This is a genomic window from Pseudomonas sp. xss_2 (genome assembly GCF_043104195.1).
Taxonomy (GTDB): Bacteria; Pseudomonadota; Gammaproteobacteria; order Pseudomonadales; family Pseudomonadaceae; genus Aquipseudomonas; species Aquipseudomonas urmiensis.
The window spans coordinates 61716-75087 of sequence record NZ_JBICKL010000089.1 but is presented as its reverse complement, the minus strand read 5'-3'; the positions used below and the strand labels follow the sequence as shown (position 1 = coordinate 75087).

At 64.1% G+C, this 13372-nt stretch carries 13 protein-coding genes; 5 read left to right on the top strand and 8 right to left on the bottom strand.

Features of this window, described 5'->3' with window-relative positions:
• Window positions 1–101 precede the first annotated feature (101 nt).
• Window positions 102–1106: a GTP 3',8-cyclase MoaA gene (gene moaA, locus ACF8K2_RS22830; RefSeq protein ID WP_186555309.1), complete on the top strand. Its 1005-nt coding sequence runs from the start codon at window positions 102–104 to the stop codon at window positions 1104–1106.
• Between the two features lie 20 nt (window positions 1107–1126).
• Window positions 1127–2026, top strand: coding sequence for a bestrophin family protein (locus tag ACF8K2_RS22825; RefSeq protein WP_186555310.1), 900 nt, complete (start codon window positions 1127–1129; stop codon window positions 2024–2026).
• 126 nt (window positions 2027–2152) lie between these two features.
• Here ACF8K2_RS22825 and moaB read toward each other — a convergent pair whose 3' ends face one another.
• Window positions 2153–2692, bottom strand: a complete 540-nt coding sequence (moaB, locus tag ACF8K2_RS22820; protein WP_186555311.1) for a molybdenum cofactor biosynthesis protein B — start codon at window positions 2690–2692, stop codon at window positions 2153–2155.
• Between the two features lie 182 nt (window positions 2693–2874).
• On the opposite strand from moaB, the gene ACF8K2_RS22815 reads away from it, so the two are divergent.
• On the top strand, window positions 2875–3768 hold the full coding sequence (locus tag ACF8K2_RS22815) for a LysR family transcriptional regulator (protein ID WP_392467766.1): 894 nt from the start codon (window positions 2875–2877) through the stop codon (window positions 3766–3768).
• Between the two features lie 104 nt (window positions 3769–3872).
• Here ACF8K2_RS22815 and xenA read toward each other — a convergent pair whose 3' ends face one another.
• Complete coding sequence (gene xenA / locus ACF8K2_RS22810; protein WP_392467764.1) at window positions 3873–4964, bottom strand: xenobiotic reductase XenA; 1092 nt, start codon at window positions 4962–4964, stop codon at window positions 3873–3875.
• 53 nt (window positions 4965–5017) lie between these two features.
• Here xenA and ACF8K2_RS22805 point away from each other — a divergent pair, with 53 nt between their 5' ends.
• Window positions 5018–5353, top strand: coding sequence for a helix-turn-helix transcriptional regulator (locus tag ACF8K2_RS22805; protein ID WP_186555479.1), 336 nt, complete (start codon window positions 5018–5020; stop codon window positions 5351–5353).
• Between the two features lie 59 nt (window positions 5354–5412).
• Here ACF8K2_RS22805 and ACF8K2_RS22800 read toward each other — a convergent pair whose 3' ends face one another.
• From ACF8K2_RS22800 to ACF8K2_RS22775, 6 genes are all read right to left on the bottom strand, one after another.
• Window positions 5413–6324, bottom strand: a complete 912-nt coding sequence (locus tag ACF8K2_RS22800; RefSeq protein ID WP_392467762.1) for a 2-hydroxyacid dehydrogenase — start codon at window positions 6322–6324, stop codon at window positions 5413–5415.
• A gap of 10 nt (window positions 6325–6334) precedes the next feature.
• On the bottom strand, window positions 6335–7183 hold the full coding sequence (locus ACF8K2_RS22795; RefSeq protein ID WP_392467760.1) for an ureidoglycolate lyase: 849 nt from the start codon (window positions 7181–7183) through the stop codon (window positions 6335–6337).
• Window positions 7184–7211: 28 nt separating this feature from the next.
• Window positions 7212–7952 (bottom strand): SDR family oxidoreductase, encoded by a 741-nt coding sequence (locus ACF8K2_RS22790; RefSeq protein ID WP_392467759.1) that lies wholly within the window; start codon window positions 7950–7952, stop codon window positions 7212–7214.
• Window positions 7949–9316, bottom strand: coding sequence for an MFS transporter (locus ACF8K2_RS22785; protein ID WP_367616006.1), 1368 nt, complete (start codon window positions 9314–9316; stop codon window positions 7949–7951). The genes ACF8K2_RS22790 and ACF8K2_RS22785 overlap by 4 nt, the downstream gene beginning before the upstream one ends.
• 85 nt (window positions 9317–9401) lie before the next feature.
• Window positions 9402–10985, bottom strand: a complete 1584-nt coding sequence (locus ACF8K2_RS22780) for an aldehyde dehydrogenase (NADP(+)) (protein WP_392467757.1) — start codon at window positions 10983–10985, stop codon at window positions 9402–9404.
• A 97-nt stretch (window positions 10986–11082) separates the two neighbouring features.
• Window positions 11083–12030, bottom strand: coding sequence for a LysR family transcriptional regulator (locus ACF8K2_RS22775; RefSeq protein ID WP_186555318.1), 948 nt, complete (start codon window positions 12028–12030; stop codon window positions 11083–11085).
• A 115-nt stretch (window positions 12031–12145) separates the two neighbouring features.
• Between ACF8K2_RS22775 and ACF8K2_RS22770 the strand changes: the two genes are divergently transcribed.
• On the top strand, window positions 12146–13327 hold the full coding sequence (locus ACF8K2_RS22770) for a fumarylacetoacetate hydrolase family protein (protein WP_392467755.1): 1182 nt from the start codon (window positions 12146–12148) through the stop codon (window positions 13325–13327).
• Window positions 13328–13372 lie beyond the last annotated feature (45 nt).

Sequence of the window (13372 nt, the reverse complement as noted above, 5' to 3'; positions counted from 1 at the left end):
AGTGATAGAGGAGATTGATCATGTGAGAGGGCAAAGCAATTTGACGCAGCCCGGCGCAGGTTATAGCTTGGACCTAACCCCCTCTTACTCAGAGCGCGAATGTGGAACCCAACGGCCAGGCCCTGATCGACGGCTTCAACCGAAGAATCGACTACCTGCGGATGTCGGTCACCGACCGTTGCGACTTCCGTTGCGTGTACTGCATGGCCGAAGACATGCAGTTCTTGCCGCGCCAGCAGATCCTCAGCCTCGAAGAGCTGTACCAAGTGGCCGAGCGCTTCGTCGCCCTCGGTACCCGCAAGATCCGCCTGACCGGTGGCGAGCCGCTGGTGCGCCAGGGCATCGTCGAACTGTGCGCGCGTATCGCCGCCCTGCCCGGCCTGCGTGAGCTGTGCCTGACCAGCAACGGCTCGCAACTGGGCCGACTCGCGCAGCCTTTGTTCGACGCCGGCGTCAGCCGCCTGAACATCAGCCTCGACAGCCTCGACAGCGCGCGTTTCCGCCAACTCACCCGCACCGGCGACCTGGCCCAGGTGATCGCCGGCATCGACGCTGCACGCCAGGCAGGCTTTCGCCGCACCAAGCTCAACTGCGTGGTGCTCAAGGGCCGCAATGACGATGAAATCGTCGACCTGGTGCGCTTTGCCATCGACCGCGAGCTGGATATCTCCTTTATCGAAGAAATGCCGCTCGGGGTGATCAGCGAGCATCAACGCGGCGAATCCTACTGCTCCAGCGACGAAGTGCGCGAGCTTTTGGCCGAGCACTTCACCCTGATCGAATCGGCCGAGTCCTCCCAAGGGCCGGCCCGTTACTGGCGCCTGGCCGAGGCGCCGCAGACCCGGGTCGGATTCATCTCGCCGCACAGCCACAACTTCTGCGCCACCTGCAATCGCGTGCGTCTGACCGTCGAAGGGCGCTTGCTGCTGTGCCTGGGCAACGAGCATTCGATGGACCTCAAGCAAGTCCTGCGTGCCCATCCGGGCGATAGCCAACGGCTGGAGAACGCCATCCGTGAGGCCGTGCACCTCAAGCCTTACCGTCACCACTTCGAGGTCGGCGGCGAGGTACAGATCCTGCGCTTCATGAACATGACCGGCGGCTGATCGGCCGCCTCTGGATTGCCATGATCGTCCACTCCCGCCCCGATGTGCTGCGTGTGCTGTTCACCCTCAAAGGCTCGATCGTCAAACGCATCGCCTTGCGCTGCCTGCTGGTGACCTTGCTGGCGGCGCTGATCGTGCTGGTCGAGCGGCATTATCCGGAACGCTTCTCGCCGGTCAGCGCCACGCCGTTCACCTTGCTTGGCCTGTCGCTGTCGATCTTCATGAGCTTTCGCAACAACGCCTGCTATGACCGCTGGTGGGAGGGGCGCAAGGCCTGGGGCAGGATGATCATCGAGATGCGCTCGTTCGTGCGCGAAAGCACGGCAATTGCCGATCAGCGACTGCGTGCAGAGCTGCTGCGCAGCTTGTGTGGCTTTGCCCATGCGCTCAATGCCGGGCTGCGCAATGAAGATCCGCTCAGTGCTGCGCGGCCATGGCTGGCCGAGTCGAGTGCGATCAGTTCACACAATGTCTGTGATGGGATCCTGCGCGAGCTGGGCCAGCACTGTTCGGACTTGGCGCAGCGCCAGCAGATCAGTGAGTGGCGCTACACCCTGCTTGAGCAGCGGCTGGTTGGCTTGTCGGAAGTCCAGGCGACCTGCGAGCGGATCAAAGGTACGCCGCTGCCCTTCCCCTACACCTTGCTGCTGCACCGAACCATCTACATCTTCTGTTTGTTGCTGCCGTTTGCTCTTGCCGAACCGCTGGGCTGGCTGGCGCCATTGTTCACCACCATCGTCAGCTACACGTTCTTTGGCCTGGATGCGATTGGCAACGAGCTGGAAGATCCGTTTGGCCGCGATGAGAACGACCTGCCGACCGATGCCATGGTGCGCACGATCGAGCGCGATGTGCTGTCGGCGCTGGGGCATGAGCCGCTGCCACCGGCGTTGGTGCCAGTGGACCATGTCCTGAGCTGACTAGCAGGAGCGGCCCTATCGCGGGGCAAGCCCGCTCCCACGAGATGTCCAAGATAAATGTCGACTGCGTGGGAGCGGGCTTGCCCCGCGATAGGCCCGGCACAGACGAAGCCCTACTCCATTCACTCAACCACGCGTTTCACACAACCCCACGGCCTTCAAATGCGGCACGAAGTTGCACGGCCGATGGCGCGCATCCAACTGCTCGGCCAAGATCCCCTCCCATGCCGTACGGCACGCCCCCGTCGACCCCGGCAGGCAGCACACCAGGGTGCCATTGCTCAACCCGGCCAGTGCCCGGCTTTGCACGGTCGAGGTGCCGATATCGAGGATCGACAACGCCCGGAACAGCTCACCGAAACCATCGATACGCTTGTCCAGCAAACATTCCACCGCCTCCGGCGTACTGTCGCGCCCGGTAAATCCAGTGCCGCCGGTGATCAACACCACCTGTACCTGATCATCGGCGATCCAGGTCGCGACCTGGGCGCGGATCTTGTACAGGTCGTCCTTGAGCAGCACCCGCTCGACCAGACGATGGCCGATCTGCACCGAGCGGGTGGCCAACAGCTCGCCCGAGGTGTCGTTGGCAAAGCTGCGGGTATCGCTGACGGTCAGCACGGCGATATTAAGCGGCACGAACTGCGCATCGGGTTTTACACTCACCTGGGCATCCTCTGGAAATTGGCAGTGCCGTCACGCTAGTGGCAAGCCTTGGCAGCGTCCAATCGATATGGCGAACCAGCCGATCAACCGCCTCTATCATTCGGTCACCATTAAAGATTGGCCAGCCTCGGCAGACTTGGTTAAGGTCAAGCAACTCCGTTTCCCGCCCGCCAGGCCGCCCCATGGATATCAAGCAGCTCAAGTTTCTCCTCGCCCTCGACCAGACCCGCCACTTCGGCCAGGCCGCGGCGCTGTGCCACATCACCCAGCCGACCCTGTCCATGCGCCTGCGCAACCTGGAAGACGAACTGGACCTGGTGCTGGTCAAGCGTGGCCAGCGCTTCGAAGGTTTCACCGAGGCCGGCGAGCGCATCCTGGCCTGGGCCCGCACCCTGCTGGCGGCGCATGACGGCCTGCAAGCCGAAGCGGCCAGTTGTCGCGGCCAAGTGGTCGGCAGCCTGCGCCTGGGCAGCGTGCCGCTGGCCAGCTTCAACCCCATGCACCTGCTGCTGCCCCTGCGGGAAAAATACCCCGAACTGCACTTTCAACTCAGCTCGCACACCTCCGAGCAGATCGTCGACGGCCTGAGCCGCAACCAGCTGGACCTGGGCATCTGCTATCTGGACCAAGTCAACGCGAGCTTCTTCGACGTGATCGAACTGGGCACTACCACCATGGGCCTGTTGCACGACACCCGGCATTTCCAGCTACCGCACAGCGCCCTGCGTTGGGAGGAGCTCGGCGATATCCCGTTGGGCCTGTTGAGCAAGGGCATGCATTACCGCCAATCGCTCGACCTGAGTTTTCGCAGCCGCGGCCTGGAGCCGATGGCCGTGCTGGAAAGCGACTCCACCTTCCAGCTGATCCAGGCCATCACCAGCGGCGTGTGCTGTGCGGTGATGCCGCTCGATTGCGGCCTGGAAGACTTGAGCGAACACATGCGCATCATCCCCATCACCGACGCCAGCGTGCTCAGCCCGGTTGGCCTGCTATTGCGCCGCAGCGAGCCTCGTTCGGCAATTGCCGAGCAATGCTTCGACGAGGCGCGGGCGTTGTTTGCGTCGACGCCCCGTTGAAAGCATCGCGGGACCCGCCCGCTCCCACGAGGTGTTCGAATACATCCCGTGGGAGCGGGCTTGCCCCGCGATAGCGCCGTAACTGACTACAAATCAGCTAGGGTTCAACGATAGCGCTCAAGCCAATGCGCATAGGGTGCTGGCAAGGTCCACGAGGCCTTGTCGACCCCCAGCTCCTTGGCCGCAAAGTACGCCCAGTGCGGATCGGCCAGGTGCGCCCGGCCTACCGACACTAGGTCCAACTGACCGGCCTGCAGCGCCCCCTCAGCCAGCTGCGGCGTACCGAAGCCCCAGGCTGAAGTCACCGGCAAATCTGCCTCACGACGCACGCGCTCGGCAATCGGCCCCATGAACGCCGGGCCCCACGGGATGTTGGTCTCGGCAATGGTGAAGCCGACGCTGACGCTGAGCAGATCCAGGCCACCGGCCTTGAAGCGGCGGGCCAGCTCGATCGATTCTTCAAGGGTCTGCTCGTCGCGACCGTCATATTCCAGCACACCGAAACGCGCCGTCAGTGGCAGGTTCTCTGGCCACACTTCGCGCACCGCAGCCAGGGTTTCCAGAAGGAAGCGGCTGCGGTTGTCGAAGCTGCCGCCGTAGGCGTCGGTGCGCTGGTTGGAATGCTCGGAGAAGAAGCTTTGACCCAGATAACCGTGGGCAAAGTGCAGTTCGATCCACTCAAAGCCTGCGTCTCGCGCGCGCCGGGCGGCATCGACGAAGTCTTGCTGGACACGGGCGATGTCAGCCAGGGTCATCTCACGCGGCACTTTCGGCAAGTGGGCACCGAAGGCAATGGCCGAGGGCGCGATGGTCTGCCAGCCGCGCGCATCGTCGGCAGCAATGTGGTCGTCGCCTTCCCACGGCCGATTGGCGCTGGCCTTGCGCCCGGCGTGGGCGATCTGGATGCCTGGCACCGCACCTGCCGCCTTGATCGCCTTGACCACCGGCACGAAGGCTTGCGCATGGGCGTCGCTCCAGATACCCGCGCAGCCGGGGGTGATGCGCCCCTCCGGTGCGACTGCCGTGGCCTCGACCACCACCAGGCCCGCACCACCACGGGCCAGGCTGGCCAGGTGGACGTGGTGCCAGTCATTGATCATGCCGTCCTCGGCGGTGTACTGGCACATCGGCGGAATGGCGATGCGATTGCGTAGGGTAACGTCCTTGAGGGTGTAGGGTTGGAACAGCGCGGTCATGAACAATCTCCAGAAGCTGAATTGGCATTCGATTGTTCGATCATATTCGAACTATGGCAATTTGTGAAACCCCCGTTATCATGTGTGCCATGCGAGCCTATAAACATCCCAACCCTGAAGACCTGATTCTGGAGCGCGTGCTCTACGCCCTGAGCGACCCTGTGCGCCTGGAAATCGTCCGCCATCTGGCGGCTGTGGCCGAGGCCAGCTGTGGCGAGTTGGACGGCGGGCGGCCCAAATCGAGCATGTCCCATCACTTTCGTGTGCTGCGCGATGCCGGGCTGGTGCATACGCGCAATGTCGGCACCACGCATATGAATTCGCTCAGAAGCGCTGAGCTCGATGGGCGTTTTCCGGGCTTGCTGGGGTCGATTCTCCAGCAGCAGTAAGCGCGGCTGGCCCAACCCCTTTGCGGTGGTTGGGCGCCGCGCACAGGCCCGGAGTGGCGTCAGTGCGCTGAGATCACCGCGCGCACCACGCAGTCGGCCATGGCTTGGCGGGCCTGCAAGGTGGCGCTGCCCAAATGCGGCTGGAGCACCACGTTGTCCATGCCCAGCAACACCTCGGGCACTTGCGGCTCATCGGCAAACACATCCAGCGCAGCGCCGGCCAGACGGCCGTCGGCCAAGCGAGCGACCAGTTCAGCTTCATCGACCACGCTGCCCCTGGCCACGTTGACGATGACCCCGTTCGGCCCCAAGGCCTCCAACACCCGGGCATTGACCAGGTGACGCGAGCCGCTACCGCCGGCCGCCGCCACCACCAAGATATCGCAGGCCGCAGCCAGGCTGAGTGGATCGGCGTGATAGGCAAACGTACAAGCAGCTTGTGGCCGACGGTTGTGATAAGCAAGCACGACGCCAAAGGGCTGCAGCCGTTCGGCGATGGCCATGCCGATCCGCCCCAGACCGATGATGCCAACTCGCTGCCCGCGCAGGCTGGTCCCCAACAGCGGGAAACCACCCAGAGGCCACTGCCCCTGCCTGACGAAGCGATCGGCCAGGCACACCTGGCGCAGTTGAGCCAGCAGCAGGGCCACGGCCTGGTCGGCCACGGCATCGGTGAGAAGATCGTCGGTGGTGACGATCGCGATGCCCCGCGCGTGCGCCTGCTCAAGGTCGATGCGGTCCACCCCCACCCCATTGACCGCAATCAGCTGCAGGTTGACCAGCGCCTGCATGAGCCAGGGCGGGACGCCCTCGCCGCCATTGGTCACCAGCGTGGTGAAGCGCTCCGGGCGCTCGCTCAGCAATGCCCGCCGGCTGGCTTCATCAAAGGCGCAGGCCCGCTGGAAACGCTCATCCAGGCGCGCCTGGTAATCGGCCAGCAACGGCGCCAGCATCAACAGTTCAGCTTTCATCGGCTCACTCTCAATCTGCCTGTACGGTGAGCTGGCGCTGTTCGCCAAGGCCTTCAATGCCCAAGTGCATGACCTGCCCGGGACGCAGGAACACCGGCGTTGGCTTGATCCCCATGCCGACTCCGGGCGGGGTGCCAGTGGAGATCACATCACCCGGTTGCAGGCTCATGCAGCGGCTCAGGTAGGCGATCAACTGGGCAATACCGAAGATCAAGGTACGGGTGTTGCCGCGCTGATAACGCTTGCCGTCGACCTCCAGCCAGAGATCCAGCGCATGCGGATCGGGCACCTCGTCACGGGTCACCAGCCACGGTCCAATCGGCCCGAACGTGTCGAAGCCTTTGCCCTTGTCCCAGGTACCGCCGCGCTCAAGCTGCCATTCGCGCTCCGATACGTCGTTGATCACGCAGTAACCGGCGACGTGCTCCAGGGCATTGGCTGGGTCGATATAGCGCCCGCCCTTGCCGATCACTACCCCCAGCTCCACTTCCCAGTCAGTCTTGGTCGAGCCTCGTGGGATCTGCACATCGTCGTTGGGACCACAGACCGCGCTGGTCCACTTGTTGAAAATGATCGGCTCGCTGGGCACGGCCATGCCGGCTTCAGCGGCATGGTCGGCGTAATTGAGGCCGATGCAGATGAACTTGCCAATCTGCCCGACGCAGGGGCCGATACGCGGCGTGCCAGGGACCAACGGCAGGCTGGCATGATCCAGGCTGGCCAAGCGGGTCAGGCTGTCGCTGGACAGTGCTGCACCGGCGATATCCGCCACATGTTGGCTGAGGTCGCGAATCTGCCCTGCGCTGTCCAGCAGGCCCGGACGCTCGGCCCCTTTGTCGCCATAACGCAACAACTTCATGGGTATCTCCTGTCTCGATACAAAGGATTCACAAGCTCATGCCACCGTCGATCAGGTGCACACCACCAGTGGTGTAGGCTGCGGCGTCGCTGGCCAGGTACACGGCCAATTGCGCGATCTCTTCGGCGCTGCCCAGCCGGCCCATGGGCTGGCGGTTGACGAATTGCCGGTAGACCTCCTGGGCATCGCGGCCTTGGGCCAGGGCCTGGGCCGCGATGCGCTGGTGCAACGACGGTGAGTCGACGGTACCCGGGCAGATCGCGTTGCAGCGGATGCCCTCGGCGACATGGTCGGCGGCGACGGCTTTGGTCAGGCCGATCACGGCCGCCTTGCTCGCGCCATAGGCGACGCGATTGGGCACCGCCTTGACGCTGGAAACCACCGACGCCATGTTGATGATCGAACCACCACCGCGGCGCTGCATACCTGGCAGGAACGCACGGATCATCCGGTACATGGCGGTGACGTTGAGCGCCAGCGAACGCTCCCAGGCCGCTTCGTCGCACTCCAGAATGCCACCGCTGTGCACGAAACCCGCGCAGTTGAACAGCACGTCGATATCGCCCAGCTCGGCGCGTAGCGCCTCGATCGCCGCAGCCGAGGTCACATCCAGAACCCGCGCCTGGATACCTGGCTCATCGAGCAGGCTGTCGATGCGAATATCGCTGCCGAACACCTCTGCCCCAGCGGCCGCGAACGCCTGCGCACTGGCCAGGCCAATGCCTTGGCCAGCGGCAGTGATCAGCACCCGTTTGCCCTGAAGGTTCATGCCGCCTCCAGTTTCAGCGATGCATTGCTCGGGGCTTCACGCCGCCCCAGCATGCTTGCCGGGATGGCCAGGATCAGCACGGCACTGACGAACAGGCACAAGCCCAGCACATAGGTGCCGTTGTTGATATTGCCGGTCAGGTTCTCGGCCACCGCCGTGATCATCGAGCCGGTAAAACCGGACAGGTTGCCGATGGCGTTGATCATGCCAATCCCCGCCGCAGCGGCAACACCCGACAACAGGGTGCCCGGCAGGGTCCAGAAGATCGGCATCAGGCTGAGCACGCCGGAGGCCGCGACAGTGAGGAACACCACCGAGAGCACCAGGTTATCGGAGAAAAACGCGCTGAGGATCAAGCCGCAGCCGCCGATGAATGCGGGTATCGCCGCGTGCAGGCGGCGCTCGCCGGTGCGGTTGGAGTGCCGCGCATTGAGCAGCATGGCGATCACCGCAACGCCATAGGGGATGGCCGTCAGCAAGCCGATATCAAAGCTGCTGGTGATGCCGGCGCTCTTGATGATCGACGGCATCCAGAAGGCCAGGCCATAGAAACCAGTGTTGAACGTCAGCAGGATGAACACCAGCAGCCACACCCGCGGATTGAAGAACACCTCGCTCAAGCGTGAGACCTTACCCTGGTTGTCTTGCTGCAGATTGGCCTTGAGCAACTGCTTCTCGTCAGCCGACAGCCAATGGGCCTTGTCGATGTTGTCACACAGGCAGGTGAACACCACCACCGCCATGATCACCGAAGGCAGGCCTTCGATCAGCAGCATCCACTGCCAGCCGGCCATGCCGTGCCAGCCATCGAGGCTGGTCATCAACCACCCTGAGAGCACCCCGCCCAAGGTCAGGCTGACCGGCATGGCCATCAGGAAGCCGGACATCACCCGGCTCTGGCGCTGGGTCGGGAACCAATAGTTGAGGTAGAGGATCACGCCGGGGAAGAACCCCGCCTCGCAGATGCCGAGCAAGAAGCGCAGCACGTAGAACATGGTGCTGGCCTCGACGTGGAACAGTTTCGCCAGCGGCACGGTGAAGGCCACGGCCATGGAAATGATCGCCCAGCTCGCCATGATCCGGGCGATCCAGAAGCGCGCGCCGTAGCGGTGCAGCAATAGGTTGCTGGGCACCTCGAACAGGAAGTAGCCCCAGAAGAACACGCTGGCGCCCAGGGCATACACGGTGTTGCTGAATTGCAGGTCGTTGAGCATGTCCAGCTTGGCAAAACCGATGTTGACCCGGTCCAGGTAGGCGGCCATGTAGCACAACAGCAGAATTGGCAGGATACGCAGGATCACCTTGCGATAGGTACGGTCTTCGAAGCCCGGATCGCGGGCCGGTGCGGCGGGTTGGCTGTGCATCGTTGAAGCCCCTCGGCATGTCGGGCATGCCTGATTGTTGTTATCGACAGGGCACCGGGCGCAGTACGCCCGGTGGTGCAGCGGGTCAGGACAAAGGGTCGCGGCTGGGCTGGCCATCGACCAGGCGCAGCAGCGCGAGTGGGTTGCTGTCGCGTAGCGCCTCGGGCAACAGTGCCTGGGGGAAGTTCTGGTAGCACACCGGGCGCAGGAAGCGATCGATCGCCAGGGTGCCGACCGAGGTGCCGCGGCTGTCGGAAGTGGCTGGATACGGCCCGCCGTGGACCATCGCCTCGCAGACCTCGACGCCGGTCGGGTAGCCGTTGATCAGCAGGCGCCCGGCCTTGTGTTCGAGCAGCGCCACCAGGTCGCAGGCCTCGGCCAACTCAGCCGGCTCGCCAATCAGGGTGGCCGTCAGTTGCCCGCCGAGCGCCGCCAGCGCCGCCAGTAACTCGCTGCGATCGGCGACCTCGACCAGCACCGTGGCAGGGCCGAACACTTCTTCCTGAAGCAACGGTTCACCGTTCAACAGCAACTCGGCATCGGCCTGGAACAGCTGCGCGCAGGCCTGCCCTGCTGGCGGCTCGGCGCCGGCCAGGTGGCGGATGCCCGGGTGCGCCTTGAGCTGAGCCACACCCTGGGCATAGCTGCGCAGGGTGCCAGCGTTGAGCATGGTCTGCGGCGGCTGATCGGCGATGCGCGCCTGCAATTGCTCGACAAAAGCGCTGAACGGCGCAGAACGCACACCCAACACCAGCCCCGGGTTGGTACAGAACTGTCCGCAGCCCAGCACCAGCGAGGCGGCCAGCTCGCCAGCAATGGCCTCACCTCGGCTCGCCAGCGCCTCTGGTAAGACGATCACCGGGTTGATGCTACTCATCTCGGCAAACACCGGGATCGGTTGCGCACGTGCCGCCGCCATGTCGCACAGCGCTCGCCCGCCCTTGAGCGAACCGGTAAAGCCCACCGCCTGGATCGCCGGGTGCTTGACCAGCGCTTCACCGACCCCGGCACCGAAGATCATGTTGAACACGCCAGCCGGCATGGCGCAGCGCTCGGCCGCACGGATGATGGCCTGGGCGACCGCCTCGGCAGTGGCCATATGCCCGCTGTGCGCCTTGAACACCACCGGGCAGCCGGCAGCCAGCGCCGCAGCGGTGTCACCACCGGCAGTGGAAAAGGCCAAGGGGAAGTTGCTGGCACCAAACACCGCTACCGGGCCAAGGCCCATGCGGCACTGGCGGATATCGCTACGCGGCAGCGGCGTGCGCTGCGGTTGAGCGCGATCGATGCGGGCTGCGAGGAAATCACCGCGACGCAGTAGCTGGGCAAACAAGCGCAACTGACCGCTGGTGCGAGCGCGCTCACCCTGGATACGCGCCGCCGGCAACGCCGTCTCGCGGCTGACCAGGGCGATGAAGTCTTCTCCCAGGGCATCAAGCTGTTCGGCGATGCTGTCGAGGAACTGCGCCCGACGCTGCGGCGCCAGTGCCCGATAGACGGGATAGGCCTGGGCGGCGGCACGTGCGGCAGCGTCGACCTCGGCGTCGCTGGCCTGGTAAAAGGCCCCCGGCAAGGCCTGGCCCGTGTGGGCGTCGATGCTGTGCAACAGCGGTTGGCCTGCGCCGCTACGGGCGCCGCCGATAAATTGCTGACCTGCGTTCGGAGTCATGGATGTTCCTTGGCATGCTGGAAAACACTGGTCGCTAATCTAGGCGGGCCTGCGATTCTTTCCCAATGGCATTTGTGGATCATCCGATAACAGATCGTTATCGGATTTCTCGCGCTTTCTGCGCATCGGCCAACAGGATCTGGGCAAACTCCAGCGCCGCGCCACTGAGCACTTCACCTTTGCGGGTGAGAATGCCGTAGTCCTGCGGCGCCAGATGCAAGGGCGTATCGAGGATGCGCAGCACGCCGCTGGCCAGGTGCGGCTCGACCATGGCCTGGGGCAGCATGCCGATCATCGGTCCGCCCTGCAGCACCTTGAGAAAGGTCTGCATGGAAATGGTATCGATGGTGTTGCGTGGCACCCCGACTCCCGCTTCGGCGAAGGCGCGTTCCATGCGGCCCCTGATCGGCGTGCCCTTGGGGTAGAGAATCCATGGCCATTCGAGCAGCTGTTGCAGGGTCACCGGGCCGTGGTCGCACAACGGGTGCTGGTGATTGACCACGAAACAGAACGGCTCCGGCGCCAGTGCCTGGAAGTCGAAACGCTGGCGCTGGGCCTCGTCTGTGAAGCGCGCTACCGCCAGGTGCAGGATCTTGTCATCGAGCATTTCCATCAGATGGTCGCTGGTCTGCTCGACCACTTCTATCGACAGCAACGGCCAGCGTTGCTTGATCTGCACGATGGCGTCCGGCAGGGCGACGGCGGTGGCGGCGAAGATCCCACCCACTTTGAGATGGCCATGCCCGCCCTGGCGCAGGCTGCCGATCTGATCGACGAAGTTGCGCGCATCGTTGAGGGCGACCTGGGCATAACGCAGCACCTGCTCGCCCAAGGCCGTGGGCGGCATGCTGCGCGGTTGACGTTCGAACAGGGCAAAGCCCAGCAGGCTTTCGATTTCTTTGAGCATCTTGCTGATCGCCGGCTGGCTGAGGTTCATCTGCTGGGCAGCCAGGTGCATGTTGCGGGTGCGGCCAAGGGTGTCGATGAGCAGCAGATGGCGGAACTTGAGCCAGTTGCAAACGTGGGAGAACGACAGGTCCGACATGGTATCCACCTTTGGTGCAATAACCTGATGTTATCGATTAGTGAAAAGATGCCATTGGAGTTTATCGCGTCGCTTACCTAGCGTGCAGCTTTCAGGACTCAAGAGACCCTCTGCCATGCCGCTGACCCTAACTCCCGCCAACACCCTGCCCCACGACGGCCTCACCGGCACCCTGGTCGGTCGGGCCTGGATCCCTGGCCAGATCGCCGGCCCCTCGCCGATCGTGCTGCGCGCCGATGGCGTGTTCGACCTGTCCGAGCGCTTCGCCACCTTGAGCGAGCTGCTTGAAAGCGAATCGCCCCTGCACGCCCTGCGTGCGACGGCCGGGCGCTTCATCGGCAGCGTGCAAGAGCTGCTGGCCAACAGCACCAGCCAACCTGACAGCAGCCGCCCCTACCTGCTGCCGCCGCTGGACCTGCAAGTGATCAAGGCTGCCGGAGTGACCTTCGCCGCGAGCATGATCGAACGGGTCATCGAGGAGCAGGCGGGCGGCGACGCAGCCCGCGCCGAGGCAGTGCGGGCGACGGTATGTGCGGTGATCGGCGACAACCTGCGCGCGGTCAAGCCTGGCTCGGAACAGGCCATGGCCCTCAAGGCCCTGTTGATCGAGCAAGGCATGTGGTCGCAGTACCTGGAAGTGGGCATCGGCCCGGACGCCGAAGTATTCACCAAGGCCCCGGTGCTGGCGGCGGTTGGCAGCGGCAGCGTGATCGGCGTGCACCCAGGCTCGCAATGGAACAACCCCGAGCCGGAAGTGGTGCTGGCTGTCGACAGCCGTGGGCGCATCCACGGCGCGACCCTGGGCAACGACGTCAACCTGCGTGATTTCGAGGGGCGCAGCGCATTGCTGCTGAGCAAGGCCAAGGACAACAATGCCTCCTGCGCGATAGGCCCGTTCATTCGCCTGTTCGACGAAACCTTCGACCTCGATGCGGTGCGCAACTGCGTGGTCGACCTTGAGGTGCGCGGCAGCGATGGCTTCGTGCTCGCCGGAAGCAGCTCGATGGGCCAGATCAGCCGCGACCCCGAGGACCTGGTGCGCCAGACCCTCAACCGCAACCACCAATACCCCGATGGTTTCTTGCTGTTCCTCGGCACCCTGTTCGCGCCGACCGAAGACCGCGATCACCCAGGCGCGGGTTTCACCCACAAGGCCGGTGACCTGGTGACTATCTCAAGCCCGTTGCTCGGTGCCCTGCACAACCAAGTCAGCCGCAGTGACCAGGCTGCGCCCTGGACCTTCGGCCTGGCTGCACTGATGCGCAACCTGGCGCAACGAGGGTTGCTGCAAGGCTAAGCCGACTTACCCGCTGCGCCCATAACAACAACAAGCGAGGCAGAA